The following is a 26,041-nucleotide window of genomic DNA, read 5'->3' on the forward strand; positions in this document are numbered from 1 at the left end:
CGGTGACGTGGTCGGACGTGTCGGTCACGGGCGCTCCCCGCCGGCCGGCCCGTACCCGGGCACGGGCGCCCCGAGCAGGCGCATGGCCTCCTGGACGTCGAGCGCCGTGCGCAGCCCGGGCAGTGTCAGCCCCAGCTCGACCATCGTGATGGCGACGGCGGGCCGCATGCCCGCGACGACCGTCTGCGCCGCGAGCAGCCTGGCGTGCGCCGCCACCTCGGCGAACACCCGCCCGAGGAAGGAGTCGACGATCTCCACGCCGGAGATGTCGATGACGACCCCGGTCACGGAACTGGCGGCGATGGCTTCTCCGATGTCGCGCTGCAACCGCTCGGCCGCCTCGTCGTGCAGTTCGCCCTGCAGCGTGACCAGGAGGACGTCCCCGAGCTTCAGGACCGGGACGCGGGCGCCGGGAAAGCCGGCGTCGTACGGCGGGCTCACCGCGGGCTCTGGCCGGTGCGGTCCTGGTCGACGATCGCGATGCCCTGGCGGTTGAGGGCGTAGGCGAGCGCGTCGGCCAGGCTGGCGCGGGTGACGACTTCCCCGAGGTCGATGCCGAGGTGCACGATGGTCTGCGCGATCGCGGGTCGGATGCCCGACACCACGCACTCCGCGCCCATCAGCCGGGCGGCGGCGACCGTCTTCATCAGGTGCTGCGCCACCAGGGAGTCGACGGTGGGCACACCGGTGATGTCCAGGATGGCGAAGCGGGCCTGCTGGGTCACGACGGCCTCCAGCAGGCTCTCCATCACCACCTGGCTGCGCGCGCTGTCCAGTGTGCCGATCAGGGGCACGGCGACCACCCCGGTCCACAGTTTGATCACGGGGGTCGCCACCTCCAGCAACTGCAGGCGCTGGCGGTCGATGAGTTCCTGCCCGGCGCTCAGCGTCGTCTCCAGCACGACCAGGCGCAGGGTGCCCAGCAGGGCGGTGAGCGTGACGGCGCACGCCTCGGGTCGCTCGGCGGGGGCGTCGGCGAGATCAGCGTCCAGCATCTCGGCGACCGGGAGGCGCAGCGCCGCGACCTCGTCGGCGATCTGCGCGGAGGTCGCGCCGGTCCGCGCGCGGGACGCCGACATGCGCCCCAGCTGGTCCCGGACGGTGGCGAACCCCGCGGCCCCGAGGTCCTCGACCCGGCCCGCGGTGGCGACGGCGGCGAGTGCTTCCACGACGGCCCGGCCGGCTTCCACCGCCTCGTCCCGCGAGACGGTGAAGACGGTGCGGAACAGCGCCTCGTCGGCCCAGCGCTGGGCGATCTGCTCGCGGCGTCCGCGCAGGAACGCGCCGACCTCGTGAGCCGCCGATTCCTGCTGTGCCGCTGCCTGGTGGTCCGCCACGTGTGGCTCTCCTCTTTCGGTCCGTCTGCGTGCCGAGGGGCGTGGTCCCGGCCCGGCATGATCTCTTGTCGTACGGCAACTGTAGCCATGGCGCGAACGAGTCCGACACCCGCTCGCCGCCGGGGTCCGCGGCGGCCGGGCTCGGCCCCTCCCGCGGGCCCGGCTACCCGGCCTGCCGCGGCCCGTGCCAGTCGAGGCACACCACGAGGGCGTCGTCCTCGGTGTTCGGCCTGCCCCGGTGCCCGCCGAGTTCGCGCAGGACGGCCCGCGGCACCTCCGTCGCCGGCAGCAGCCGCGTGGAGGTGATCGCCATGGCGAGAGCCTTCTCGCCGTACGCCTCGCCGCCCGGGCCGGCCACCGAGTAGACGCCGTCGCTGACGAACAGCAGCCGGTCGCCCGGCTCCACCTGGAACTCCTGCACCACGTAGTCGGTCTCCTCGAACATGCCGAGCGGCAGCTGGGCCTCGAAGTCGACCCGCTCGACGGTCCTGCCGCGCAGCCGCAGCATCTGGGGCGAGCCCGCGTCGATCACCCGCAGCCGGCCCGTCGACAGCTCGAAGTCGAGCATCAGGACCGACAGGTACGAGGAGCCCCGGTACTGGGCGTAGATCGCCTGGTCGGCGAGGGCGGCCTGGTCCTGGAGCGGGATGCCCGCCCGGCGCGCGTTGCGCAGTGCGTTGATGCCGAGGTTCGTCAGCAGGGACGCCTCGATGCCCTCGCCCATGCCGTTGGTGATGTACAGCAGCAGCCGGTCGGCGCTCGCCGACCAGTCGAAGTTGTCGCCGAAGATCGCGTAGGCGGGCTCCAGCTGGGCGCCGAGTTCGTACTCCGCCTGCGCGCAGGAGCGGCCGGGCAGCAGCTGCCACTGCATCTCGGCGGCGAGGGTGAGCCGGTCCTTGCGCCGGGCCTGGAGGTAGAGGTCGGTGTCGCGCTCGGCCACGAGCACCTCGTGGGCGAGGATCTCGGCGATCTCGGCAAGTTCGGAGAGGGTCCGCGGGTCGCAGGCGTCGGGGGACAGGCCGACGGTGAGTACGCCGAGCCGGTCGCCGCGCACCGTGACCGGGAGGTGCGCCCGAACCCCGTCGCCCGCGCGCTGCTCGACGAAGGGCTCCTGCGCGCCGAACGCCCGGCCCTCGGGGCTGCTGTGCACCGGGATCGGTTCCAGGGTGTGCGGCAGCACCGACACGGGCTGGAGCACGGTGAGACCGTAGTCGGCCATGAAGAGCTCGACGGATTCCGCCCCGTACTGATCGCACAGCACGGCGCGGACCGCGTCGAGGAGCTGGTGGGGTGGCGCGGTGCGCAGAGCCCGCTCCGCGGCCACGAATCTGTTCACGATGTCGGATACGCCATTCTTCGACTAGTACGATGCCGGGTCCAAGCTCCGGGGAGCTGGTCCGGCACACGTGAGACCCGGTATCTGTTGTTTTGTTCCTGTCCCGGCTCCCGACAGCTGTCCTGTTCCTGTCCGTGGTGCCGACAGGCTGACAGCGACCGAGAAGACTGGGAGAGTGAAACCGTGACTTCCACCGGCCCGCGTCCACAGCCCAGTGAGGTGGCTCGTGTGACCTCCGAGGCGGCCGAACTGCTGGAGGTTCTCTGGGGGCGGGCCTCGACGACCCCGGTCTCCGCATCCCAGTTGCGCGTTCTGTTCATTCTGGAACACGGCGAGGGAATCAACCTCCGCACGCTCGCCGACGCGCTCGGTTCGACGCCGCCCTCCACCAGCCGGCTCTGCGACCGGCTGCAGGCCGTGGGGTACATCGAGCGGGCGCCGAGCGCCATCAGCCGCCGCGAGCTGCGCCTGTTCCTGAGCGCGCGCGGCCGGAGTTTCCTCGCGGAGTTGCGCACACGGCGCGAGCACGCCGTGGAGTCGGTGCTCGCCCAGATGCCCGTGGCGCAGCGGACGGCGCTCGCGGAGGGGCTCGCCGCCTTCTGCGCGACGGCGGCCGCGCAACTGCACGAGGACGACTCACCGGCGGTCCGCACGGCCTGAACCGCGCGGCGCCGCAGGGCCGCGATCGGCTGCGGCGGGGCGGCGCTCGCCGCCGTCGCCACCCGCGAACTCCACGTCCACTGCGCCATCTCCGTTCCTTTCCGCTCGCCGAGGGCGCTCACTTTGTTGCCTGGCGTCCATAGTTGTCAAATGGCAACTGTCCGTCGCGTGATCTTGGTCTCTGGTCCTTCCTCGCAGGTCTACGGCTCCGCGGTGGTCAGCAGGAGCGGGGCCGGCCGGGAGCCCGCGCACGACCGCGTGTCCTACGGGCGCGACCCTGCCCCGCCCACGTGCGCGAGGGCCGCCTCGACGCCGTCCAGCGACGCGATCGTGAGACTCACCCCCGTGAGATCGAGGACGCGCCGGACGACCGGCGCGGGCGAGACGAGGCAGATGCCGCCGCCCGCGCGGCCTGCCTCGTCATGCGCCATCAGCAGGGCGTTGATCCCGGAGGAGTCCATGAAGGGGACCTCGGACAGGTCGAGCAGCAGGTGCCGGTGACCCTCCCGTACCAGGTCGGCCAGCCGGTTGCGCAGCGCGGGAGCCGTCTCGACGTCCAGTTCCCCGGCGACGGCGACCAGGACGACGCCGTCGCCGCACGGGGTCGTCTCGATGGACACGGGAACGGGTTCGGCCGGCACGCTTACCTCCTGGGACACGGGCTCGTCGGGGACCGTCCGGCGCCGGGCGCCGGTGAGCAGGTCAACGGTTACCCCCCGACGCCGGATGCACACTCCCGACTTCCGGGGAGGGTGCCCCGCCGGACGCGGTCTCGCGGGTCGCACGGCGCGCGATCCGGCGCGCGGCGCGCACCCCCGGGGCGCGCGGCCCGTGGCACCGTCGGCAACCGTGCCCGGCGAGTGACCCGCAGGTGGGAGGAGGTGCGCCGCCCGCAGGGATCGCAAGGATGATCGATTGGTGGGGTGGCGCGGGCGGGCATAGCGTCGTGTGGGTGACCCTCCACGACCACCGCCGACCCTAGATGCGGGGCCCTCTCCATGACGGCCGATCACGCGACATCATCCGAGTCCGCCGACTCTCCGCGGCGGGGCCGAGGAAACGGCATCGCCCTCCTCGTCATCGCCTCGTGCCAGCTGATGGTGGTCCTCGACATCACCATCGTGAACATCGCCCTGCCGCACATCCAGACGGCCCTCGGCTTCTCCACCGAGAACCTCTCGTGGGTCGTCAACGCCTACACGCTGACCTTCGGCGGGCTGCTGCTGCTCGGAGGGCGCTCCGGGGACATCCTCGGGCGCCGCCGCGTCTTCATGTTCGGTGTCCTGCTCTTCGTCTTCGCCTCGCTGCTCGGCGGGCTCGCCCAGGAGTCCTGGCAGCTGCTCGCCGCCCGCTCCCTCCAGGGCGTCGGCGGTGCCATCGCCTCGCCGACCGCGCTGTCCCTCATCACCACCACCTTCCGCGAGGGCCCCGAACGCAACCGGGCGTTCGGCGTGTTCGCCGCCGTCTCGGCGGGCGGCAGCGCCATCGGGCTGCTCGCCGGCGGCGTCCTCGTCGAGTGGCTCGACTGGCGCTGGGTCTTCTTCGTCAACGTGCCCATCGGCCTGCTGATCGTGCTCGCCACCCCCCGCTTCATCAGGGAGTCCGAGCGCCATCCGGGCCGGTTCGACCTCCTGGGCGCCCTGACCTCCACGCTGGGCATGGTGCTCCTGGTCTACGGCTTCATCCGCGCCTCCGAGGAGGGCTGGAGCGACTCCCTGACTCTCGGCGCCTTCGGCGCGGCGGTGGTGTTCCTGCTCGCGTTCGTCGCCGTCGAGCGCCGCTCCAGACAGCCCATCACGCCGCTGTGGATGTTCCGCGACCGCAACCGCTCGGGCGTCTACGCGATGATGCTGAGCCTGTCCGCCGCCATCTTCGGGATGTTCTTCTTCCTGACCCTGTTCGTCCAGAACATCCTCGGGTTCAGTCCGCTCAAGGCCGGGTTCGCCTTCCTGCCGGTCAGCGTGATCATCGCGATCGGCGCCGGCGTCGCCTCGAACCTGCTGCCCCGCTTCGGCCCCAAGCCCTTCATGGCGGTCGGCGCGATCCTGGCCGCCGCCGGGCTCGGCTGGCTGACGCTGACGGACGTCCACAGCACGTACCTCGGCAGCATCCTGGGTCCCACGATCGTCTTCGGCTTCGGCATGGGCCTGCAGTTCGTGTCGCTGACGCTGATGGCGGTCTCCGGCGTGCGCCAGCGCGACGCCGGTGCGGCCTCGGGCATCCTCAACGCCACCCAGCAGGTGGGCGGCTCGCTCGGCCTGTCGGTCCTGGTCACCGTGTTCGGCACGGCGAGCCGCAACGAGACCACGGTCCAGGTGCGGAAGTTCCTGGCGACCGCGACCCCGCAGCAGCGCCTTGAGTTCCGCAGGACCGGGCAGCTCCCGCCGCCCTTCGGCGAGCAGGTGCTCACCTCCGGCATCTCCAGCGCCTTCGTCGCCGCGGCCGTGTTCGCCGTCTTCGCGGCCCTGGTCGCCCTGGTCGTCATCCAGGTCCGCCCCTCCGACCTGGAGCGGCTGCAGGGCGGTGCGGCGCTCGTGCCGGCCGACGGCCCCGGCGCGGGCGAGGGCGTCGGCGGCGGTTCGGCGCCCGCCCGCGACACCCGCGAGGGCCCGCCGCCCGGCTGACCCGAAGCCCCGTTCCCGTCCCCGCGGGCACCGGACCGGCACCGCCCCCTGCGGGCACCGGACCGGCACCGCGGCCCAGGGCTGAGTGCGCCGGAGCCGCCACCGCACCGTCGCCGCGGCGCGACCGGGTGCGCCGCCGCCCTCAGGGCAGCGGCTGCTCCGCCCAGATCACCTTGCCCTCGGGGGTGTACCGCGTCCCCCAGCGCTCGGCCATCTGCGACACCAGGAACAGGCCGCGCCCACCCTCGTCCGTCGACGCCGCGTACCGCAGGTGCGGGGAGGTGTTGCTGCCGTCGAAGACCTCGCAGATCAGCGTCCGGTCGTAGAGCACCCGCACGCCGATGGACCCGTTGCCGTAGCGGATCGCGTTGGTCACCAGTTCGCTCAGGATCAGTTCCGTGGTGAAGGTCATCTCCTCCAGCCCCCACTGCGCCAGCTTCCGGGTGACGGCCGAGCGCACCTCGCCCACCGCGGAGGGCTCGGCGGGCACGTCCCACTCGGCGATCCGGTCCGGGCCGAGCGCGTGGGTGCGGGCCACGATCACGGCGATGTCGTCGCTCGGCCGGGCCGGCAGCATCGCGTCCAGCACGGCCCGGCAGGTGTCCTCCGGGGACGGGGCGGCGCCGGCGAGCGCGCTGCGCAGCATCTCCAGGCCGACGTCGATGTCCCGCTCCCGGTCCTCCACCAGCCCGTCCGTGTAGAGCACGAGCCGGCTGCCCTCGGGCAGTTCCAGCTCCGCCGTCTCGAACGGCAGCCCGCCCAGGCCGAGCGGGGGGCCGGCCGGCACCTCCGCGAACTCCACCGTGCCGTCCGGGAGCACCACGGCGGGCGGCGGATGCCCGGCCCGGGCGAAGGTGCACCGCCGGGTCGTCGGGTCGTAGACGGCGTACAGGCACGTGGCCCCGGTCACGACGGCCGTGCCGCCCTCGGGCAGTTCGTCCTGGTCGATCCGGCCGACCAGCTCGTCCAGGAGGCCGAGCAGCTCGTCGGGCGGCAGGTCGAGCGCGGAGAAGTTGTTGACGGCCGTGCGCAGCCGCCCCATCGTCGCCGCGGCCAGCAGCCCGTGCCCGACGACGTCGCCCACCACCAGCGCGACCCGGGCGCCGGGCAGCGGCAGCACGTCGAACCAGTCGCCGCCGACGCCCGCCTGAGCCGGCAGGTAGCGGTAGGCGAGGTCCAGGGCGCTCTGCTCGGGCAGGCTGCGGGGGAGCAGGCTGCGCTGGAGGGTCACCGCCATGGTGTGCTCGCGCGTGTAGCGCCGCGCGTTGTCGATGGAGACGGCGGCGCGGGTGACCAGTTCCTCGGCGAACGCCACGTCCTCGGCGTCGAAGGGCTCCGGTTTCTGCGACCGCCAGAAGTTCACCACGCCCATGACCAGCGGGCCCACCCGCAGCGGCACGGTGATCAGCGAGTGGATGCCGTACTCCACGATCTTCGTCGCCCGCGGCCGGTCCTGGTCCAGCCAGCCCGGGGCGTCCTGCAGGTCGGGCTCCACGACGGCCTCGCCGGTGCGCAGGCTGTGGGCCTGCGGCGAGGACGGGATGAACGTGATGTGCTCGCCGACCGGGTAGAGGGGGGCGTCCTCGCGGATGCCGGCGGAGGCCGTGCGGCGCAGCCCGGTGCCCGTGTCCGGGTCCTGTCCGCTGAGCACGGCGTCGGCCAGGTCCACGGTGGCGAAGTCGGCGAAGCGCGGCACCGCGACCTCCGCCAGCTCCTCGGCGGTGCGGGTGACGTCCAGACCGCTGCCGATGCCGACTCCGGCGTCGTAGAGGAGTTTGAGGCGTTCCCGCGCGGTCTCCGCGCGGCCCGAGAGCGCCCGCAGCTCGGTCGAGTCGCGCAGCGTGGCGACGCTGCCCGCGGGGCCGCCCCGCAGGTCCGTGGGGCGCTGGTTGATGGCCAGCAGGCGGTCGCCGACCAGATGGACCTCGTCGGTCGCCACCCGGCCGGAGGCCAGCAGCTCGGCGGTCTCGGCGTCGAGGCCGAGGTCCTCGACGGACCGGGCCTCGGCGTCGGCGGGCAGGTCGAGCAGCCGGTTCGCCTCGTCGTTGGCGAGCAGCAGCTGCCCCTCCCCGCCGACGATGATCACCCCTTCGCGCACCGAGTGCAGCACCGCGTCGTGGTGTTCGTACATCCGGGTCATCTCGTACGGGCCGAGACCGTGGGTCTGGCGCAGCAGGCGCCGGCTGACGAGCGCGGTGCTGGCGGTGGCCAGCGCGAGTGCCACGGCGGCGGCGCCCAGTACGAGCGGCAGCTGGCGGTCGGCGGCGCCGCCGACGTTCGCCGTGGTGATGCCCGCCGACACCATGCCGACGACCTTGCCGTCGGGTGCCTTGATCGGGACCGTGGCCTGGACGAGCGGCCCGATGGTCCCGTTGATCTGCTCGGTGATGGAGTGCCCGGCGAGGACGGGCGCCGTGGTGCCGACGAACTTCTTGCCGATGCGGTCCGGCTTGGGGTGGGTGTAGCGGATCGCGTCGGTGTTCAGGACGACGATGAAGTCGACCTTGGACGCCTTGCGGGCGGCCTCGGCGCTCGGCTGGAGCACGGCGCTGGGGTCGGGGGCGCTGAGCGCCGCGCGGGTGCCGGGCGCGTTCGCGAAGGTCTCGGCCACGGCCAGTGAGCGGCCCCGGGCCTCCTGCGTGCTGTCGTGCCGCACCTGGAGCACGAGGGCGACCACCGCGGCGACGACCAGCAGCAGCACGACGGCCACCTGGAGGACGAAGACCTGTCCGGCGACACTGCGTCCACCGAGTGCGGAGCGGCGTCCGTTGGAGGGACCGCGCCGGTGCTTTCCCTCGTGGGCCCCGTGCTGCTGGTGCGCTGTACTCGGGCGGCGGGTCGACCGAGAGCGGGTTCGACCCAAGAGTCCGACCATGTGCCATGTCTACACTGCCCGGCGCCCTGAGGCGAGGGGCGTCACCCAGGGTGATCGCCGGTGCGAGCGGTGGGGCCGGTGGTGCCCGGGGTGTCGGCGGAGGCGGTGCTGCTGTCGCGGGCATCTGGCCGCATCATGGATGCGTACCCTTTCGTCCCGTTTGTTCTTCGGCTCAGTCCATCGGCGCAGGAGGCCCGACATGACCGTGGACCGCTACCGGCTGACCTTCACCCACCCCGGACCGGACTCCACCATGGTCACGGACCAGGTGACCGTCGAGCGGACGGCCGCCAGTGGTCCCGGCGGCCATCCCGTGTACAGCGACCCCACCGGCATCCTGCGCGCCGAGATCAGCCCGGCGGGTGAGGTCCGCATGCTGGCCAGCGGCGCGTACCAGACCCCGATCAGCCCGGCGGCCGAACCGATCGGCTGAACGGCCCGGCCGGGGCCGTCGGGCCCGCGGCGGGCAGGTCGACCGCGAACCGGATCGCCGGCCGCCCGTTGAGCACGAGTTCGCCCACCGGCCGGAACCCGGTGCGGGCGAGCACCGCACGGGAGGCGGCGTTGTCGCGGGTCGCGGCGGCCCGCAGCGAGCGCAGCCCGTACGCCGTCGCGGCGAGGGCGCAGACCTCGCGCACCGCGGCCGTCGCCAGTCCCCGGCCCGTCGCCCGCTCGGCGATCCGGTAGCCGAGGTCGGCGGCGCCCCCGGCCGCGTCGACGAGGTTCACCCGCCCCAGTACCTCTCCCGTCTCGTCCGTCAGGACGTGGAAGAAGCACACTCCGGCGTCCTGCTCGGCCAGCAGGGCGCGCAGGCGGGCGTCGAACTCGGCGAAGTAGGCGTCACCGCGGTCGGGGACCGAGGCGGCGAAGTACGCGCGGTTCTCCCGCTCGAAGGCGAGCAGCGACGCGGCGTGGCGGGGATGGAGCGCTTCGAGTCGAGGCATCCTGGCCATGCTAGGGAGCCGGACGGCGTGCGGCAGCCGGGTTTTTACGCTCGCGCTCCCGGCGGGCCGGCCTTTGCCGGGTCGGGAGCGTGAGGCGGTCAGTGGCCGGCCGGGGGACGCGTGCGGTCCGCGGCGGCCGGTTCGGACTCTCCCTCGGTGTCGATGTGCGGCAGGATCCGGTCGAGCAGGCGCGGGGTCCACCAGGCGTGCGCGCCGAGCAGCGTCATCACGGCCGGGACGAGCAGCAGGCGCACCACGGTCGCGTCGATCAGCACGCTCACGGCGAGGCCGAGCCCGAGCATCTTGACGACGATGTTGTCGCTGATGATGAACGCGGCGAACACGCTCACCATGATCAGGGCGGCGCAGGTGATCACTCGTGCGGTGATCTCCAGGGCGTGCGCGACGCTGCCCTTGGCGTCCCCGGTGCTCAGCCACGCCTCGTGGACCCGCGAGAGCAGGAAGATCTCGTAGTCCATGCTGAGTCCGAAGATGATCGCGAACATCATCATCGGCACGTAGCTCTCGATGGGCACCGTGCCCGACACGCCGAGCGAGGGGCCGCCCCAGCCCCACTGGAAGACGGCGACCACGACACCGTAGGAGGCGGCGATGGACACCACGTTGAGCACCGCCGCCTTGAGCGCGACCAACGGTCCGCGGAAGACGAGCAGGATGATGAGGAAGGCGAGCGCCACGACCACGGCGATGATCAGCGGCAGCCGGCTCGCGACGATGTCGCGGAAGTCCACCTGGGCCGCCGTGGTCCCGGTGACGTAGCCCTTGGCGGCCGTGCCGGAGACCGCCTGCGGGAGGGTGTCGTCGACCAGCCGGTTCGTCAGGTCGGTGGTCACCTCGTCCTGCGGCGACTCCTTGGAGAACACGGTGCCGACGAGCACGTCGCCGTCCTTGGTGGCGGTGAGCGGGGTCACCGTGGCGGCGCCCGGCACGTCGGAGAGCGCCTTCTTCGCATTCGACGCGAGTGCCGAACGCTGGTCCGAGGGCACGTCGGTCTGGTCGATGACGACCGTCAGGGGGCCGTTGGAGCCCGGCCCGAAGGAGTCCGACATGATGTCGAACGCCCGCCGGTCCGTGAAGGACGTCGGGTCCGCTCCGTCGCCGATGTGCCCGAGCTGGATGGAGAACAGCGGGATGGCCAGCACCGCCACCGTCACCAGGCCGCCGGTCAGGAACCACCAGGGGCGCCGTTCGACGCGCTGGGCGTAGCGGTGCCAGGTGCCGTGGACCGGCTCGCCCGGCTCGGCGTCGGTCTCCGCGATGGGCTTGCGCAGGTGGTACCGGTCGATGCGCCGGCCGATGAGGCCGAGCAGGGCCGGTACGAGGGTGAGGGCGCCGACGACCGCCGAGACGACCGTGACGGCCGCGGCCAGGCCGAGCTTGCTGATGAAGGAGACGCCGGAGACGGACAGCCCGGCCAGGGCGATGACGACGGTGCAGCCCGAGACGACGACGGCCCGGCCGCTGGTCGAGGTGGCCTGCCCCGCCGCGTGGACGGGGTCGGCGCCGTCGATGAGCCGCTGGCGGTGACGGGTGATCAGGAACAGGGAGTAGTCGATGCCGACGCCGAGTCCGATCATGGTGGCGAGCGTCGGTGAGACGGTCGCGAAGGTGAACGCGGCGGCCAGCAGACCCAGGCAGGCCAGCCCTCCGACGACGCTGATCAGCGCGGTCACCAGCGGCAGTCCGGCCGCGAGCACGCTGCCGAAGCCGACGAGCAGGACGACGATCGCGACCGCGAAGCCGATGGCCTCGCTGAGCCGGTCGTTGGGTGCGGGCCGGGCCAGTTCGCCCAGCGGGCCGCCGTACTCCACCTCGACGCCCGCGGACCGCAGCGGCTGCACGGCGCTGTCGACCCCGTCCAGGTAGCCGGAGCCGAGCGTCGAGGGCTGCACGTCGAAGCGCACGGTGATGTAGGCCGTCTTGCCGTCGTCGGACAACGGCCCGACGTTCGGCTGCTGGGACTGCCCGGAGGAGGGCTGCGACCCGGGCGGGGGCAGCGGGTTCTGCGCCGACAGCACGTGCGGCAGTTTCTGCAGGTCGCCGACCGTCTGGTTCATCTGGCTGCTCAGCGACGTCAGCGGTTTCTGTGTGTCCCGCAGGACGACCTGGCTGCTGTAGCCGCCGGCGGCCGGGTCGTGCTCCTTGAGCACGTCCACGCCCTTCGTGGACTGGACTCCGGGGAGCGTGAAATTGTCCGAGTAGTCTCCGCCGTACGAGTGGTTCAGCACCTGGAGCGCGGCCAGCGCGACCAGCCAGGCCACGATCACGACCACGAAGTGCCGGGCACACCACTCGCCCAGCCGCCGTAGCCTTCCGGGCTTGTTCCGCCCGCCCCCTGAAGTGACCTGTGCCGCCGTCATGCGCTGCTCCCGGGGAAGACGACCCTCCGACGCCCTCATTAAACGTCGGGACGATCACCGCGGCCCGGCGGGAATCGGGCGAGCCGGGCGGTCCCGGGGGAGGCGAGGGGCGGGTGGCGAGGGGGGTCCCCCGGCGTCGCGTAGGGATAACCCTCGATCGCCGCCGCAGCGATGTCATGCATCAGTCAACAATGCCATTCTTCCCCCACCCGAAGCGCAGGTCACTCCCCGACCTGCCCACGGTCGCGTTCCCGCACGCGCTTGCGCAGCTCCTCCCGGACAGCACATCCCGTCTGTCCGGTCCCCTCACCGGCCGCCGACCGCGGCCGAATCAGTAGGAGTCCGAGTGAGACGTATCCCCCGTCAGGCGACCGCGGCCGGAGCCCTGGTGGCCACCGCCGCCCTGCTCGCCGTCGGCATGCAGACGGTTCCGGCAGCCGCCCGGCCCGCCCCCCACACCAGCCCCCTGCGCTCCGGGGGACTGGAGGCCAAGCTCACCCCGTCCCAGCACGTGGCCCTGCTGAAGAAGGCGTCGCAGCGGACGACCGACACGGCCGGACTCCTGGGTCTCGGCCCGAAGGAGAAGCTGGTCGTCAAGGACGTCGTCAAGGACAACGACGGCACCCTGCACACCCGCTACGAGCGCACCTACGCCGGACTTCCGGTGCTCGGCGGCGACGTGGTGGTCCACACCCCGCCCGCCTCGCGGGCCTCCGGGACCGTCGGCACGACCTTCAACAACAAGCGCGCCATCAAGGTCGCGACCACCACCGCCAAGGTCACCAAGGCCGCCGCCGGAACCAAGGCGCTCGGCGCGGCCAAGGAACTCAAGGCGCAGCGGCCGGCCACCGACAGCGCCCGCAAGGTGATCTGGGCCGGCACCGGCACCCCGCGCCTGGCCTGGGAGACCGTCGTCAGCGGCCTCCAGGACGACGGCACCCCGAGCAAGCTGCACGTCGTCACCGACGCCACCACCGGCAAGGAGCTCAGCCGCTACGAGGGCGTCCAGACCGGCACCGGCAACACCCAGTACAGCGGCACCGTCAGCCTCAACACCACGCTGTCCGGCTCCACGTACCAGCTGTACGACACCACGCGCGGCGGCCACAAGACGTACAGCCTGAACGGCGGCACGTCCGGGACCGGCACGCTGATGACGGACTCCGACGACACCTGGGGCACCGGGTCGGGCTCCAACACCCAGACCGCCGGCGCCGACGCCGCCTACGGCGCCCAGGAGACCTGGGACTTCTACAAGAACACCTTCGGGCGCAGCGGCATCAAGAACAACGGCGTCGCCGCCTACTCCCGCGTCCACTACAGCTCCGGATACGTGAACGCGTTCTGGGACGACGGCTGCTTCTGCATGACCTACGGCGACGGCTCGGGCAACACCCACGCCCTGACCTCGCTGGACGTGGCCGGCCACGAGATGAGCCACGGCGTCACCTCCAACACCGCCGGTCTCAACTACTCGGGCGAGTCCGGCGGCCTGAACGAGGCGACCTCCGACATCTTCGGAACCGGCGTCGAGTTCTACGCCAACAACTCCTCCGACGTCGGCGACTACCTCATCGGCGAGAAGATCAACATCAACGGCGACGGCACCCCGCTGCGCTACATGGACAAGCCCAGCAAGGACGGCGGGTCGAAGGACTCCTGGTACTCCGGTATCGGGAACCTGGACGTCCACTACTCCTCGGGCCCCGCGAACCACATGTTCTACCTGCTCTCCGAGGGCAGCGGCGCCAAGACCATCAACGGCGTCAGCTACAACAGCCCGACCTCCGACGGCGTCGCCGTCGCCGGTATCGGCCGCGCCGCGGCGCTCCAGATCTGGTACAAGGCGCTGACGACGTACATGACGTCCAGCACCAACTACGCCGGCGCCCGCACCGCCGCGCTGAACGCCGCGACCGCGCTGTACGGCGCCAACTCGACGCAGTACGCCGGAGTCGCCAACGCCTTCGCGGGCATCAACGTGGGCAGTCACGTCACGCCTCCGGGGAACGGAGTGACCGTCACCAACCCGGGCAGCCAGGCCGCGACCGTCGGCACCGCGGTGAGCCTGCAGATCGCGGCGAGCAGCACCAACGGCGGCTCCCTGAGCTACGCGGCCTCCGGGCTGCCGGCCGGGCTGTCGATCAACAGCTCGACGGGCGCCATCACCGGCACCCCGACGGCCGCGGGAACGTCCAGCACGACCGTCACCGTCACGGACGGCACCGGCGCGACCGGCACCGCCTCGTTCACCTGGACGGTCAGCCCCTCAGGCGGCGGCACCTGTACCGGGGCCCAGCTGCTCGGCAACGCCGGCTTCGAGTCCGGCAACACCACCTGGACCGCGTCGAGCGGGGTCATCACCACCGACTCCGGTGAGGCGGCCCACTCCGGTTCCTACAAGGCCTGGCTGGACGGCTACGGCTCCACCCACACCGACACGCTGTCCCAGTCGGTGACCGTGCCTGCCGGTTGCCACGCCACGCTGACCTTCTACCTGCACATCGACACCGCCGAGACCACCACGAGCACCGCCTACGACAAGCTCACCGTCAAGGCCGGCTCGACCACCCTGGCGACCTACTCGAACCTGAACAAGGCCGGCGGCTACACGCAGAAGACGTTCGACCTCTCCTCCTTCGCCGGCTCCACCGTCACCCTGAAGTTCACCGGCACCGAGGACTCCTCGCTCCAGACCAGCTTCGTCGTCGACGACACCGCCCTGACGACCAGCTGATCCGCACCGCACGCACCATCGCGACAGCGGCGGCCGCGCCGCGGACTCCCCGGGAGTCCGCGGCGCGGCCGCGGTGCTCCGGCTACTCGAAGCGTGCGGGGTCGCCCGCCCCGAGCCGCACGATCTCGGGCCGGCCGGCGGAGAAGTCGACGACCGTCGTCGGCTCCGTCCCGCAGTCCCCGGAGTCGATCACCGCGTCCACCACGTGGTCGAGCCGGTCCTTGATCTCCCATCCCTGCGTGAGCGGCTTGTCCTCCTCGGGCAGCAGGAGCGTGCTCGACAGCAGCGGTTCGCCGAGTTCGGCGAGGATCGCCTGGGCGACCGCGTGGTCCGGGATGCGCGCGCCGACCGTCTTCTTGCGGGGGTGCAGCATCCGGCGCGGGGCCTCCTTGGTCGCCGGGAGGATGAAGGTGTAGTTGCCCGGCGTCGCCGCCTTGACCGAGCGGAACACCGCGTTGTCGATCCGCACGAACAGGCCGAGCTGCGCGAAGTCCTCGCACATCAGCGTGAAATGGTGCCGTTCGTCGAGCTGCCGGATCGACCGGATGCGGTCGATGCCCTCCTTGTTGCCGAGCGCGCAGCCGAGAGCGAAGCAGGAGTCCGTCGGGTAGACGATCAGCCCGCCGCTCCGGACGATCTCGGCCACCTGCCCGATGGTGCGGCGCTGTGGGTTCTCGGGGTGCACGTCGAAGTACTTGGCCATGCCCCGAGCTTAGGCCCGGTGCCCGGCAGGCCACCCTTCCCCGCTCCCGGGGGCGGCTGCGGCGCGGTCGGCGCCCCGCCGCGCGCGAGGGTCTCCACGGTGGAGCCGGGAACGGGCGGCGCCGGCGGCCCGGCCGTCCGCGCCGTCACCCCGCACCGCTCGGCACGGGCGCCAGCACCAGCATCGTGACGTCGTCGCGAATCCGGGGGCAGAAGGCGGTGAGGTCCTCCCACACCCGGTCCGGCAGGGTCTGCGAGGGTTCGTCGGCGAACTCCGTCAGCCGCTCGGACAGGGGGTAGAAGGCGCCGGACTCGTCGCGGCTCTCGTTCACCCCGTCCGACGCCACGAACAGCCGGTCGCCGGGCTCCAGCACGACCGTGCGGCACTCCGGTGGAGCCAGGGCGAAGAACCCGGTGCCGACCGGGGGACCGGGATCGCTGTCGAGTTCCAGGACCTTCGGGCCGCGCAGCAGGAACGGACGCGGATGCCCGCAGGACACCAGCCGCACCCCGTCCGCGCCGGGCAGGAACTCCAGCAGCAGCGCGGTCGCGAACATCTCCGTGTTCCCCGCCGCCGCGGAGTCCGCGACCAGCCTGCGGTCCAGCCGGGCCGCCGCGTCGACGAGATCGCGCTGGTCGAGAACGGTCTCCCGGAACGCCCCGAGCAGCGAGGCGACCGTCCCCACCGCCGACAGCCCGTGCCCCTGGACGTCCCCCATCACCGCCCGCACCCCGAACGGGCCGTCGCGTACGTCGAAGAAGTCACCGCCGACCAGCGTCTCGCGCTGCGCCGGCCGGTAGAGACCGACGCAGCGCACCGCGCCGACCCGGCCGGGCAGCGGGGGCAGCACGGCCAGCTGGGCGGCCTCCGCCACCGACCGCACGGTGACCAGGTGCTGCTCCCTGCGGCTGCGCACCAGCGCGACGAGCACGCTGAGCAGCGCGATGAAGGTGATGGTCAGCAGGTCGGTGTTGCCCGGATGGTTGAGCTGGATGGCCGGAACGTTGAGCAGGACGACCACGATCAGGCCGAACGCCGCCGTCGCCACCGGGCCGTAGGACAGCACGGCGAGCGAGGGAATGGCCCCCAGCAGGAAGCCGATGTCCAGCGCCTCGCGCGTCGCCAGCTCTGCCACGCAGATCGCCACCAGCAGCACCGGAGGAAGCAGCCGTACCCAGAGCGGAGGGGGCGAGCCCCGCAGCCAACTCCGGTCCATGCCGTCCCGCTCGCCGGGCGCGGACGTCCTGGCCATGGCACTCCTCCTTACGCCACCACGCTCCTCCATTCCGGCCCGGCGCGCATTCCGGTCCGCTCCGGACGCACCAGGAGCGCCGCCGCGGGAACGGAAGGGTGACAGGGCTCCGGCGGCCGGGTGTCCGGTCTGCGGTGCTTCACCCGGAGCCGTGACGAATCGCACACCAATCCGCGAACCCGCCGGCTGCGGATCACGGACGGACGGGAACGGTGCCGGAAAGGACTCCGAATGGCGCGTGGGATTCTTGCAGGTGCGTTCCCGGCCGGGACACGCCGGACGGGTCTGTCGTTCGCCGGGCGGTGGCACGCCGCGGGCCGCCGCCGGGCCGGCGCCGACGGGAACCACGCCCACCTCCTGATGGGCGCCTACGCCCTCGACGCGCTGGACCCCGGCGAACACCCCGCTCTGGAGCGGCATCTGGCCTCCTGCGCCGTCTGCGCGACCGAGGCGGAGGAATTCCGGGAGACGGCCGCCCGGCTCGCCGCGGCCACCACCGTCCGGCCCCGCCGGGACTTCAGGGACCAGGTGCTGGCCCGCGTCGAGGGAACCCCTCAGATCCCCCGCCGGGGCCTGCTGCGGGCGGGCGGCCCGGACCGCACGGGCCGTCACCGCGCCGCGCACTGGGCCCTCGCCGCCTGCCTGGCCGCGGCCGTCGCGCTCGGCGCCACGACCACCTGGCAGTACCGGCGGGCCGATGCCGAACGGGCACGCGCGGAACACCGCCTCGCCCTCGTCGCCGCCGTGCTGGCCGCGCCCGACACCCGGACCCGGCAACTCCCGCTCACCGAAGGGGCGACCGCGCGGCTCGCCGTCTCGCACCAGGTGGACCGCGCCCTGTTCACCGCCGACGCCGTGCCCTCCCCGGGGCGCGGCCGCGTGTTCGAACTCTGGTTCAACGACGCCGGGGTGATGCGGCCCGCCGGTGTCGTGCACGCCTCCGCGGACCCCGTCGCCGTGGTGCTCGACGGCGGTGTCGGTGCGGCCTCCGGGCTCGGCGTCAGTGTCGAGCCGGACGGCGGATCGGCCCACCCGACGTCGAACCCCGTGGCCCTGCTGGGCTTTGCCGACTGACCTGCGCCGCGGCTCCCGTGCCGCCGGGCGCAGGAGCCGCGGCGGGCCGTGAATGTCCCTCCCGACCAATCCGCCCGGCCCCGGGAACCGGATTCCCACCGTGACGACAGGACAGAAGGATCGGAAAGCGCCGAGCGGCCGGCTGCTCTACCCCCTCGGCGCACTCGGCGGACTCCTCGCGGGATGCGCCGCCCTTGCGACCGCCGAACTGGTCTCGGCGCTGGTACGGCCCCAGGCGAGTCCGATCGTCGCCGTCGGCGGCGCCGCCATCGACCGGACGCCCCCGGCGGTGAAGGACTGGGCGATCCGGCACTTCGGTACGAACGACAAGCTCGTCCTCCAGCTCGGCATCCTGGCGGTCCTCGCCCTCTTCGCCGCCGCGATCGGAGCGTTCGCCGTCCGGCACCGCCGCGCCGGAGCGGCCGGCGTGCTCCTCTTCGGCGTCATCGGGTGCGCCGCCGCCCTCAGCCGCCCGGACTCCGCCGGCTGGACCGACGCCCTGCCGTCGGCCGCCGGAGCGCTCTGCGGCGCGCTCCTCCTGTACGTGCTGGTCGGGCGGCTCACCGCCACCCGGCCCGCACCCTCCGCGCCGGTCTCCCAGCCGGACGACGACCACTCCGGGACGACCGACGGAGCTGCCGCCCCGGCCGTCCCGTCGAGGGAGTCCGGCTGGGACCGGCGCGGATTCATCGTCGCGGCCACCGCCGCGGCGGCCGCATCCGCGGGGGCGGGGGCACTGGGCCGTTCGCTCAACGGCAACCGCGGCCAGGACGCCGTCGCCTCGCGTGAGCGGCTCGTGCTGCCCGCCGCCGCCTCCAAGGCCGACCCGGTTCCCAAGGGCGCGCAGCTCCGGGTGGACGGCGTCAGCCCCTTCGTGACGCCGAACGGCGACTTCTACCGCGTCGACACGGCGCTGGTGGTCCCCAAGGTGGACGCCACCGACTGGCGGCTCAGGATTCACGGCAAGGGCGTGACCCGGCCCGTGACGCTGACCTTCGACGACCTGCTGCGGCGTCGGCTCATCGAGCGGGACATCACACTGACCTGCGTGTCCAACGAGGTGGGCGGGCCCTACGTGGGGAACGCGCGCTGGATCGGGGTGCCCCTCGCGGACCTCCTCGAAGAGTGCGGGGTACGTCCCCCCTCCAAGGGAGGGCCCGCCGACCAGCTGGTGGCCCGCTCGGTCGACGGCATGACGATCGGCAGCCCGGTGGACGACGTGATGGACGGCCGGGACGCGATGCTCGCCCTCGGGATGAACGGCGAGCCGCTGCCCTTCGAGCACGGCTTCCCGGTGCGCATGGTCGTCCCCGGCCTCTACGGCTACGTCTCCGCGTGCAAGTGGATCAAGGACATCGAACTGACCACCTTCGACGCGTACGACCCGTACTGGGTGAAGCGGAAGTGGGCCCGCAAGGCCCCCATCAAGACCGAGTCCCGCATCGACACCCCGAAGCCGTTCGCCCGTCCCAAGGCCGGCACCGTCATGGTCGCGGGGGTGGCCTGGGCCCAGCACCGCGGGATCGACAAGGTGGAGGTGCGGGTCGACGACGGCCCCTGGGAGGAGGCCCGCCTGGCCGCCGAGGACAGCGTCGACACCTGGCGTCAGTGGTCCTACCCGTGGAAGGCCACGCGAGGCGGCCACACCCTCACGGTCCGGGCCACCGACCGCACCGGCACGGTCCAGACGGCCGAGCGCACCCGGACCATCCCGGACGGCGCCAGCGGCCGGCACTCCGTGGTCGTCACCGTCGACTGACCCCGCCGCGACCGGTGGACGGCGGGGGCCGCGCTCCCGCCGTCTACTGCGTACGGGTGTATTCGCGGACGGACAGTCACATGACCTGCCATGCGGTTGTCCTACCGTCATGACGACCGACCTCCTTCCGCAGCAGCCGCCGCCCATGCCCTCCCACCCGCGCCGCCGCGACGGGAAGGCCCCCCTGCCCGCGCCCGAGGTCCGGGCCGGGCTGCGCCTCTCCTGGCACCTGTCCGAACAGCAGGTCGCGGCAGCCTTCGGGGTGACCCCCGCGACGGTCCGCTCCTGGGAGGCGGGCCGTACCACCCCGACCGGGCAGCGCCGGGCCGCCTACGCCGCGTTCCTCAGCGGACTGGCCCAGGGCCTGGCTCCCGGCGCGCGGCGGTCTCCGGCCGGGCCGCGGGCCGCGGGCGGGGGAGTGGCGCGCAAGCGCCCCGCCGCCACCGTTCCGGAAGCGCCGCGGCCGGCCGCCCCCGTGCCGGTCCCGGCGCCGCCGCGGGCACCTGCGCCGATCGTCGCGCCGTCCCCGGGGCCGGACCCGGTCCGCACCGCGGCCGCCTCCCCGGGGCGCGCGCCCGCCCCCGCCCCGGGTACGGCGGCCGGCCCGCACCGTGCGCGAGACCTGACCCCGGTGCCGGTCACGCCGGCTCCGGCCGGGGCGGCACGGGTACGGATCCTGCCGGGCGCGCCCGCCCCGCGTCCGGCGGGACTGCCGGTCGCGGGCGGACCGGACCCGGTGTCGGCGGCCCGCAGGCACCGGTTCCGGCTCGCGGCCGTCGCGGCCGGCGTGTGGCTGATCTTCGTCCACCTCATGGTCACCACCGCTCCGGCGCAGGCGTCGGGCGCCGCGGCACGGCAGCACGGGACGGCGGCGGGCGCGGCCCCCGGCCGCCCCTGACCCGACCCGCGTCCGACCTCCGTCACGGCCACCGCGTCAGCGCCGAGCGGTGGCCGTGGTGTGCAGATGGGCCAGCGCGTCCGTCACGACGGTCCGGCGGTGCCAGGAGAGCCAGTTCCCCACCGCCACACCGGTGGCCTCCAGGGTCTGGAGCTGGGCCCGGGTGAATCCGGGCAGTGGCCGCTCGTGGTGGGAGGAGACCATCCCGACCGCCACGCCGGCGCGGTTGACCAGCGGCACGCTGTGACAGGCCCGGCTGCCGGCGCGCAGGATGACCCCGCGCGACTCCTCGTCGAAGACCTCCGCGGTGGCCACGTCGCGGACGGTGACCTGGCGGCGCTCCTCCGCGGCCTGGCCGCACGACGTGCTCTGCCCGTCGACGAAGGCGAAGAAGCCGGTGAACTCGCGGGTCAGGCCCGTGTGCCGCACCATCCGCAGGCGTCCGCCCTCGGCGAGCTGCACATTGCCCATACCGGTCCGCGTGATGTCGAGCACCCGGTGCAGGACCCCGCTCAGCACCTCGCCCTGATGAGGGTGCTCGGCCGTGATCCGCAGACCGGGCAGCGCGGGCGCCGGAGGCCGGGACCGGTCGGGGGACACGGCCGCGGCGTCAGGGTCGTACGAGGTTCTGACCAGCGCGTCCGCGAGGGTGTGCAGCTTGATGTTGAACCGCTGGGACGCCTCGCGCAGCAGGACGAACGCCGCGTCGGGCGCCGGCAGCCGGTAGCGCTCCATCAGGACGCCCTGGGCGAGGGAGATGCCGGGCCGTGCGTGCAGCCGCTCCCGGAGACCGGCGTTGTCCTCCCGCAGCCGGGCGATCTCCTCGGCCGGTTCGTCGGTGGCCTCCGGTTCCGGACCGACCGGGCCGGCGATCGGGAACTCGGCCTCCTGGCTCATGGACAACGGCATCCTCACGGTCGACGACGGGGGTCGGCGGCCCGGACGCCCGGGGAAGCGACGGCGGACCGCCACCGCCCGGTTCCGGCCCGCGCCTGGAGCGGGTACCGCGATCACCGAGCGGTGCGTGCCTGCTTCCCAAGCACATCCAGCCGACCCTACCCCCCTGCCGTCTCCGCTCCGCAAGAGGACCGCAGGACCCGGACCGCCACCCGTCCGGCCGACGGTCCGGGATGCCCCGGCCCGTCGGCGCGGGGCATGGTGGAGGGGTGACAGCGTTGGCCGTCCTGTTCGCCCTGCTGGGCGCCGCGAGTAACGCCACGGGTACGGCCTTCCAGCGCAAGGCCGCCGCCCGCCTCACGCGGGGAGGTGGTCTGCGGCTCATCCTCGCGCTCGCCCGGCAGCCCGCGTGGCTGGTCGGCATCGCCGGTGTGACCGGCGCGGCCCTGTTCCAGGCGCTCGCCCTGGCCAACGGCCCGCTGTCGCTGGTGCAGCCGTTGTTCGTCCTGGAGCTGCCCTTCGCCCTGATGATCTCCGTGCCCCTGTTCCACCGCCGCCTGCCGCGTTCCGGGTGGGGCGCCGTCGCCGGTGTGGTGGCCGGTCTGGGGCTGGTCCTCGTGGCCGCCGACCCGTCCGGATCGGGCGTGTCCGCCCCCATGCGGCGCTGGATCCCGATGCTCGTGCTGTGCCTCGGCGCGGTCGCCGTCGCGGTGGCGGTCGCGCGGCCCGGACGCCCGCCGCTGTTCCGGGCCGCGGTGCTGGGCTCGGCGTCGGCCATCAGCAACGCCCTCACCGCCGCGCTGCTGAAGTCGGCCGTCGGCACCCTGGAGAGCGACGGCTTCGCGCCCTTCCTCACCGTCTGGCAGACGTACGGATTCGTCGTCACCGGCATCGCCGCCGTGCTGCTTCTGGAGAACGCCCTCCAGGCAGGCCCCCTGGTCGCCTCGCAGCCGGCCCTCACCATCGGCGACGCGACCGTGAGCCTGTTCCTCGGCGTGTTCCTCTTCGACGAGAGCATCCGCTCCGGCTGGTGGCTGCTCCCCGAGCTGGCCGGGGCCGGCCTGGTCCTGTGGGGGGTGCTGCGGCTGACCCGCGTGATCCCGCGCCTTGCCGAACCGGCCCATTAGGCCCCGTGAGCGTTTCCCGTTCTCGCCCGGACCGACACACGTCCTGCGGGTGGACCGAGGGCCGCGCCGGGACGGTGCGCGGGCGCCGTCAGCCGCCGGCGATGACCTCGGCGAGGAACCCGTCCAGCGAGACCTCCTCCTCGCCGAGCGGCACCGCGCGGTGCGTCTCATCGAGGAACGCCTCGATCGCGGGGGCCCAGCCCAGCACCAGGGCGTGGCCCCGCGCGCCGTCCGCCTCGGGACGGCCGAAGAACTCCAGCCCCACCTCGCGCCAGCGGCCGGTGCTCCGCGGCCCGATCCGCACGTCGCCCTCGCCCACCGGACGGACGATGCCGTCGGCCAGCATCTCGCGGTCCAGCCGCCACCGGGCCAGGACGACGCCCTCGTGCCGGAAGGTCAGGGTGACGGCGAACGGGTCGTCGGCGCGGTACCCGAGATGCGCCATCACGGGGAAGCGCCCCGCGTTCTCGGTGACGACCTGCATGACGAGCGTTCGGCGCACGGTTGTGATCAAGACAAGCCCCTGGTGAAGGACGGACGGAGAACCCCCTGGTAACCGGTCCCCGCCGCGGCATGCTGCTCCATCCGAGGGAAAGCGGGCCGAATTCCCGTGTGCATGCCCCCTGGAGGCCGGGGGAGCAGCATGCTGAAGGAGCTTGAGGACGCCAACCCCCCCCTGGCGGTCTTCGAGCCCCGCGGTCCCGCAGGCAGTCACCCCCCCCGGCTGCCGGCGGGGCCGCCTCTTTTCCCGGCCCGTCTCGTCCCGATCCCTGCGGGGACGAAGAGGCACCCTCGTCCCTGGGCCGGATCCGAGTCCGGCCCAGAGGCGAGGGGATGGTCGTGTGGTGGGCGCCGGGCGGGGCGGGTCAGGCGACCGCGGGGTCCAGCAGGCCCGTGCGCAGCTGCTTGATGATGCGGGTGATCAGCCGGGAGACGTGCATCTGGGAGATGCCCAGCTCCTCACCGATCTGGGCCTGGGTGCGCTCCTCGACGAACCGCATGTGGATGATCCGGCGCTGCCGCTCGTCCAGCTCGGCGATGAGCGGGGCCAGCGAGCTGAAGTCCTCGACCAGCTCCAGCGACGGGTCGTCCTCGCCGAGGAAGTCCGCGAGGACGGCCTCGCCGTCGGCGCCGCCGTCGGCGGTGAGCGCGGCGTCCAGGGACGAGGAGTTGTAGCCGTTGGACGCCTTGCGGGCCTCGATGACCTCTTCCTCGCTCAGGCTCATCAGCTCGGACAGCTCGCGCGTGGTGGGCGTACGGCCCAGGCGCGTGCGCAGTTCCTCCGTCGCCTTGGCCAGTTCGACGCGGGCTTCCTGGAGGCGGCGCGGGACGTGCACGGCCCAGCTGGTGTCGCGGAAGAAGCGCTTGATCTCGCCGACGATGTAGGGGACGGCGAAGGAGGTGAACTCGACCTCGCGGGTGAGTTCGAACCGGTCGATCGCCTTGATCAGGCCGATGGTGCCGACCTGGACGATGTCCTCCATCTCGCCCTGGCTGCGGCTGCGGAAGCGCGCGGCCGCGTACCGGACCAGGGAGAGGTTCATCTCGATGAGGGTGTTGCGCGCGTACTGGTACTCGGGCGTGCCCTCTTCGAGGACGGTGAGCCGGTCGAAGAACTGGCGTGACAGCGCGCGGGCGTCCTTGGGGCTGACCTTCAGCGGCTCGGTGATCTGCGGCAGGGTGTCCTCCGCGGTCGCCGCCAACTGCGCCGTGTGCGTTGCCTCGGCTGCCGTCACGGCTGTCATGCCGTCCACCCCATATCGTCCGCAGGAATTGATGCGAAAGCCCGTCTGCCCCGCATCGCACCGCTCATTCCCGAGAATCCGGAACTTTTTCGGGGCACCCCCTCCGGGCGTCCCGCAGGCCGTGGCCGGGACGGGCGGTCCGGTCGCTCCGGCCGTCCCCGAGAGGGGCCGGCGGAAGAAGAAGCGGGCCCGGACCGGTCTCCCCGGTCCGGGCCCGCGACACCTGCCCCCGGACGCCGTGCCCGGCGCCATCGCCCGCGCCGCCCGGCCGTACGGGCAGGCGGCGCGGGCGGGCGCGTCAGCCTTCCGCGCCGCGCTCGGCCGATCGTGCGGCCTCCCGCTCGGTGCGGGCCCGCGCCTGCGACAGGGAGCCGCCGGAGCTCTCCAGATGGGCGCGCACGAACCACTGGAACTGTTCGAGCGAGCGCAGCTGCCCGACGAGGAGGTCCTCCGTCACCGGGTCGATCTTCCCGACCTCGGCGAGTGCCGCGCGGTGATCCTCGACGACACCCGTGTACACGAGGTCGAGCGCGCCGAGATGGGCGATGGCGTCGGCGCGGCCGACGCTGTAGTCGTCCCAGGTGCGCTCGGCGACGAGCGCCCCCGGGGTCCCCTGCGGCACGCCGCCCAGCGCCGACATGCGCTCGGCGGTGTCGTCGGCCATCTCGCGGACCTGGTCCACCTGGGGATCGAGCATCTCGTGGACGGCGATGAAATGGGGGCCGACCACATTCCAGTGAATGTGCTTCAACGTCAGCGACAGGTCGTTGAGGGCGTGCAGGCGCCGGCCGAGCAGGTCGATGATCCGTCCGCCGTCGTGCGTGCTGATGCCCGGGACGGTGTACTTCGGTGTCGTGGACGTCGCCATGTCGTGTTTCCTTCCGCACGGGATCTCGCGGGTGTTCGCGTTCGTCGGGGATTCCCGGGGTGGTCCGCGCCGCCGCTCCGGAGCCGCCATCAGCGGTTTCGGCGGTCACGGCGACGCCGGGAAGCGCCCTCGCCGCCATGTGCCCGGGTTCCCTCCGGTCACACCTGTGCCGTACACGGATCGTGTGCGGTGTCCTTCCACCGGAGGAAAGGGTTGAGCCAAAGAGGTTGTGTGGCACCGCTGTTGCGCATGAATCGCCACGCACCGGGCACAGGGTCGGAAAATCGAGAGAGGAGCCCTCGCCGTGCTCGTGCCCGATCCGAAGGTCGTCCGGAGACTTCTGACGCGTTACGCGGCTCTGCAGATCGCCTACGCCGAGAAGGAGACCCTGGAGACGGCGCGCCGGCTGGAGGACGTGACCTACACCCTCTGCGTGATGACGGGGAAGACCGGCGTCCACGAGGCGGTCGCCGCGGCGGACGCCATGCTCGCCGCCGCCGGCGGTCGCCGCGAGGCGGGGAGGAGCGCGCGGCCGGTGGCGAACGACCAAGTCGTCCGGGCGACGGACGGCAGGGCGACGGTGCCCGCGCCGATGGCGCGGGCACGCACCGGTGCGGCGGCGCTGACCGGCCAGGGCGCGGGCGGGGCCGGACCGGTCGTCCGCCCGTAGCCGGGGCCCGGAGCGCGAACCGAGGGGACAGGGCAGGTCGTGCTCGGCACCCGACGCTGAAGGTGCGGTGGGGCAGACCCGGACGGGTCTGCCTGCGCGTTGTGCGTGGCTGCCCGGCTTAGCTCCGCCGCCTTGTCCGCTGCTCGCGCGGCGC

At 73.0% G+C, this 26,041-nt stretch carries 22 protein-coding genes; 9 read left to right on the top strand and 13 right to left on the bottom strand.

Annotated elements, in window-relative coordinates; translation table 11 throughout:
* Positions 1-24: 24 nt before the first annotated feature.
* The 3 genes from ACGFS9_RS00825 to ACGFS9_RS00835 form a co-directional block, all read right to left on the bottom strand.
* Positions 25-441 (bottom strand): STAS domain-containing protein, encoded by a 417-nt coding sequence (locus tag ACGFS9_RS00825; protein ID WP_393249384.1) that lies wholly within the window; start codon positions 439-441, stop codon positions 25-27.
* Positions 438-1,337 carry an STAS domain-containing protein gene (locus tag ACGFS9_RS00830; protein ID WP_393249386.1) on the bottom strand — a complete coding sequence of 300 codons (900 nt, stop codon included), beginning with the start codon at positions 1,335-1,337 and terminating at the stop codon, positions 438-440. Before ACGFS9_RS00830 ends, ACGFS9_RS00825 begins: the two co-directional genes overlap by 4 nt.
* Positions 1,338-1,500: 163 nt before the next feature.
* Positions 1,501-2,673, bottom strand: coding sequence for a PP2C family protein-serine/threonine phosphatase (locus ACGFS9_RS00835; protein WP_393249388.1), 1,173 nt, complete (start codon positions 2,671-2,673; stop codon positions 1,501-1,503).
* A 228-nt stretch (positions 2,674-2,901) separates the two neighbouring features.
* Here ACGFS9_RS00835 and ACGFS9_RS00840 point away from each other — a divergent pair, with 228 nt between their 5' ends.
* Entirely contained in the window at positions 2,902-3,333 is a 432-nt protein-coding gene (locus tag ACGFS9_RS00840; RefSeq protein WP_393249390.1) for a MarR family winged helix-turn-helix transcriptional regulator, read from the top strand.
* Positions 3,334-3,596: 263 nt separating this feature from the next.
* Here the strand turns inward: ACGFS9_RS00840 and ACGFS9_RS00845 are convergent, their stop codons facing one another.
* Positions 3,597-3,974, bottom strand: a complete 378-nt coding sequence (locus tag ACGFS9_RS00845; RefSeq protein ID WP_393249392.1) for an STAS domain-containing protein — start codon at positions 3,972-3,974, stop codon at positions 3,597-3,599.
* 357 nt (positions 3,975-4,331) lie between these two features.
* On the opposite strand from ACGFS9_RS00845, the gene ACGFS9_RS00850 reads away from it, so the two are divergent.
* Positions 4,332-5,957 carry an MFS transporter gene (locus tag ACGFS9_RS00850; protein WP_393249394.1) on the top strand — a complete coding sequence of 542 codons (1,626 nt, stop codon included), beginning with the start codon at positions 4,332-4,334 and terminating at the stop codon, positions 5,955-5,957.
* Positions 5,958-6,099: 142 nt separating this feature from the next.
* Here ACGFS9_RS00850 and ACGFS9_RS00855 read toward each other — a convergent pair whose 3' ends face one another.
* Positions 6,100-8,832 (bottom strand): SpoIIE family protein phosphatase, encoded by a 2,733-nt coding sequence (locus tag ACGFS9_RS00855; protein WP_393249396.1) that lies wholly within the window; start codon positions 8,830-8,832, stop codon positions 6,100-6,102.
* 199 nt (positions 8,833-9,031) lie between these two features.
* Between ACGFS9_RS00855 and ACGFS9_RS00860 the strand changes: the two genes are divergently transcribed.
* Positions 9,032-9,265 carry a DUF6296 family protein gene (locus ACGFS9_RS00860; protein WP_393249398.1) on the top strand — a complete coding sequence of 78 codons (234 nt, stop codon included), beginning with the start codon at positions 9,032-9,034 and terminating at the stop codon, positions 9,263-9,265.
* Here the strand turns inward: ACGFS9_RS00860 and ACGFS9_RS00865 are convergent.
* Together ACGFS9_RS00865 and ACGFS9_RS00870 are read right to left on the bottom strand one after the other, a co-directional pair.
* Positions 9,237-9,776, bottom strand: a complete 540-nt coding sequence (locus ACGFS9_RS00865; protein ID WP_393249400.1) for a GNAT family N-acetyltransferase — start codon at positions 9,774-9,776, stop codon at positions 9,237-9,239. The genes ACGFS9_RS00860 and ACGFS9_RS00865 overlap by 29 nt on opposite strands.
* Positions 9,777-9,874: 98 nt before the next feature.
* The gene (locus tag ACGFS9_RS00870) at positions 9,875-12,157 is read right to left on the bottom strand and encodes an MMPL family transporter (RefSeq protein ID WP_393249402.1); all 2,283 of its coding nucleotides are present in this window, start codon (positions 12,155-12,157) and stop codon (positions 9,875-9,877) included.
* Positions 12,158-12,503: 346 nt separating this feature from the next.
* On the opposite strand from ACGFS9_RS00870, the gene ACGFS9_RS00875 reads away from it, so the two are divergent.
* Complete coding sequence (locus ACGFS9_RS00875; RefSeq protein WP_393249404.1) at positions 12,504-14,894, top strand: M4 family metallopeptidase; 2,391 nt, start codon at positions 12,504-12,506, stop codon at positions 14,892-14,894.
* A gap of 82 nt (positions 14,895-14,976) precedes the next feature.
* Here the strand turns inward: ACGFS9_RS00875 and ACGFS9_RS00880 are convergent, their stop codons facing one another.
* Complete coding sequence (locus ACGFS9_RS00880; RefSeq protein WP_393249406.1) at positions 14,977-15,597, bottom strand: L-threonylcarbamoyladenylate synthase; 621 nt, start codon at positions 15,595-15,597, stop codon at positions 14,977-14,979.
* Between the two features lie 145 nt (positions 15,598-15,742).
* Positions 15,743-16,849 carry a PP2C family protein-serine/threonine phosphatase gene (locus ACGFS9_RS00885; RefSeq protein WP_393249408.1) on the bottom strand — a complete coding sequence of 369 codons (1,107 nt, stop codon included), beginning with the start codon at positions 16,847-16,849 and terminating at the stop codon, positions 15,743-15,745.
* Positions 16,850-17,080: 231 nt separating this feature from the next.
* On the opposite strand from ACGFS9_RS00885, the gene ACGFS9_RS00890 reads away from it, so the two are divergent.
* From ACGFS9_RS00890 to ACGFS9_RS00900, 3 genes are all read left to right on the top strand, one after another.
* Positions 17,081-17,923, top strand: coding sequence for an anti-sigma factor domain-containing protein (locus ACGFS9_RS00890; RefSeq protein ID WP_393249410.1), 843 nt, complete (start codon positions 17,081-17,083; stop codon positions 17,921-17,923).
* A 52-nt stretch (positions 17,924-17,975) separates the two neighbouring features.
* Positions 17,976-19,682: a sulfite oxidase gene (locus ACGFS9_RS00895; RefSeq protein ID WP_393249412.1), complete on the top strand. Its 1,707-nt coding sequence runs from the start codon at positions 17,976-17,978 to the stop codon at positions 19,680-19,682.
* A 109-nt stretch (positions 19,683-19,791) separates the two neighbouring features.
* Complete coding sequence (locus ACGFS9_RS00900) at positions 19,792-20,580, top strand: helix-turn-helix domain-containing protein (RefSeq protein ID WP_393249414.1); 789 nt, start codon at positions 19,792-19,794, stop codon at positions 20,578-20,580.
* A gap of 36 nt (positions 20,581-20,616) precedes the next feature.
* Here ACGFS9_RS00900 and ACGFS9_RS00905 read toward each other — a convergent pair whose 3' ends face one another.
* Complete coding sequence (locus ACGFS9_RS00905) at positions 20,617-21,477, bottom strand: ANTAR domain-containing protein (protein WP_393249416.1); 861 nt, start codon at positions 21,475-21,477, stop codon at positions 20,617-20,619.
* A 269-nt stretch (positions 21,478-21,746) separates the two neighbouring features.
* Between ACGFS9_RS00905 and ACGFS9_RS00910 the strand changes: the two genes are divergently transcribed.
* Entirely contained in the window at positions 21,747-22,604 is an 858-nt protein-coding gene (locus tag ACGFS9_RS00910; protein ID WP_393249418.1) for a DMT family transporter, read from the top strand.
* Between the two features lie 88 nt (positions 22,605-22,692).
* Here ACGFS9_RS00910 and ACGFS9_RS00915 read toward each other — a convergent pair whose 3' ends face one another.
* The 3 genes from ACGFS9_RS00915 to ACGFS9_RS00925 all read right to left on the bottom strand — a co-directional run bounded on the left by ACGFS9_RS00915 (position 22,693) and on the right by ACGFS9_RS00925 (position 25,217).
* On the bottom strand, positions 22,693-23,088 hold the full coding sequence (locus ACGFS9_RS00915) for an SsgA family sporulation/cell division regulator (RefSeq protein ID WP_393250464.1): 396 nt from the start codon (positions 23,086-23,088) through the stop codon (positions 22,693-22,695).
* A gap of 382 nt (positions 23,089-23,470) precedes the next feature.
* Positions 23,471-24,349 (bottom strand): RNA polymerase sigma factor SigF, encoded by an 879-nt coding sequence (locus tag ACGFS9_RS00920; protein WP_393249420.1) that lies wholly within the window; start codon positions 24,347-24,349, stop codon positions 23,471-23,473.
* A 298-nt stretch (positions 24,350-24,647) separates the two neighbouring features.
* Positions 24,648-25,217 (bottom strand): Dps family protein, encoded by a 570-nt coding sequence (locus ACGFS9_RS00925; protein ID WP_393249422.1) that lies wholly within the window; start codon positions 25,215-25,217, stop codon positions 24,648-24,650.
* Positions 25,218-25,521: 304 nt separating this feature from the next.
* Between ACGFS9_RS00925 and ACGFS9_RS00930 the strand changes: the two genes are divergently transcribed.
* A complete protein-coding gene (locus ACGFS9_RS00930) occupies positions 25,522-25,887 on the top strand; it encodes a DUF5133 domain-containing protein (protein ID WP_393249424.1) in 366 nt (121 codons plus the stop codon).
* Positions 25,888-26,041 lie beyond the last annotated feature (154 nt).

Origin of the sequence: Streptomyces sp. NPDC048566 (assembly GCF_043199735.1) — a bacterium.
Taxonomy (GTDB): domain Bacteria; phylum Actinomycetota; class Actinomycetes; order Streptomycetales; family Streptomycetaceae; genus Streptomyces.